This window comes from Massilia sp. CMS3.1, assembly GCF_051262535.1.
In the GTDB taxonomy this organism is placed as follows: Bacteria; Pseudomonadota; Gammaproteobacteria; order Burkholderiales; family Burkholderiaceae_D; genus Telluria.
The window spans coordinates 1-1,230 of the sequence record NZ_JBIMES010000063.1; the positions used below are offsets into that span (position 1 = coordinate 1).

The 1,230-nt window shown below is 50.3% G+C and carries 1 protein-coding gene; it reads right to left on the bottom strand.

The features are described 5' to 3' along the window. Window positions 1-197: 197 nt before the first annotated feature. Window positions 198-404, bottom strand: coding sequence for a DUF3892 domain-containing protein (locus ACHAC9_RS24415; RefSeq protein WP_435764392.1), 207 nt, complete (start codon window positions 402-404; stop codon window positions 198-200). Between the last annotated feature and the right edge of the window lie 826 nt (window positions 405-1,230).

The following is a 1,230-nucleotide window of genomic DNA, read 5'->3' on the forward strand; positions in this document are numbered from 1 at the left end:
CGTATAATTCTTGAAAGTTATAGTTATGACAGAGCCAAGCCGTTAGTTTATGTCCGCTTTTGGCCGAACCCGAACATTAAGCTCAGCACAGGACATTGCCGACGGGGAAAACTGCAGGTTGTTACTCCGGGCAGGAATTGGGAGGAGGCAGTCTACTGAGACGAAGCCAACCCAATACCCGCCTATCCAGTAATTGTTTACCGGTTTACGTTGTCTTTTTTCGAACCATCGGGATTGTCTCGGACGTACTCGCGGCCGTTTATCTTTACGACATGACTATCGGGATGCTTTCCTCCTTTCACCTCTCGCACAGCTTCCGTCCTAGAGACTTCTTTACGTGAACCGATTTGGTAGCTCTCGTTACGCCCATTTGGACCGTCGTTGTTACCTTTAATCTTAGACATATAACTTCTCCAGGCGAAAATTTCTTCATGAAAAGAACTTACACATTATCATGCTCAACGAATGACTGCTAAGGCGAAGTTTTAGCTAGGCTAAACCAGCAACGGCCACCGACCGCAACTGGCCGGAAGCAGGCGTTTGGGCAGTGCACCGACGACGCGAACATGTCGGATTGGGTCAGCATTCCTGCTAGTACGCCAGTACCTGGTAAGCGTGAGCATACTGGCGACGATCCGACTAATCGCTAATAGTAAACTTAGTTGGCAGTAATAAATGCTAAGAAAGCCTTGCCACGTATGCTCGTACGTGACCCGAACATCCCCTCTGCTGTCATGGTCACGTGGAGAAACGAACCCGAACTGACAAGCCCGTCCGTTTGTAGGTCGCTCGCAATCTGATCATAGACGTCTCGCCTTCCCCTCAATTGCGGGAAGCAGTGTTCTAGCACCGTTGATACGCCGCCTATGCTCCATCCAGGGTTTTGCATATTATGTCGCTGCATCCATGCTTTGGGATCATCAAGAAACTTCAGGGTCCTCAAGTGTACAGGGGTAAGCTGGTCGATCAACCGAAGAAATAAGAACTTCTCATCCTCTTCGATAGTGCTGAGCACAGAATTCAATACCGCGTTCCTTAATGCCTCGAGCTTTTCGACCTAGTGATTTCGCAGGGCGATTTGGCTTGTCTGCATTACGACGGTCACGAAGACGTCATCTTGTGCAAGCCGCTCCGGAGTCAATTCGCCGACGCGCTCCCCGAGCTCCAAGGACTTGAAGCCCAGCATCGGCTTGGTCAAGCGCTTGATCGCGCGATGGTCCTGCTCGAATA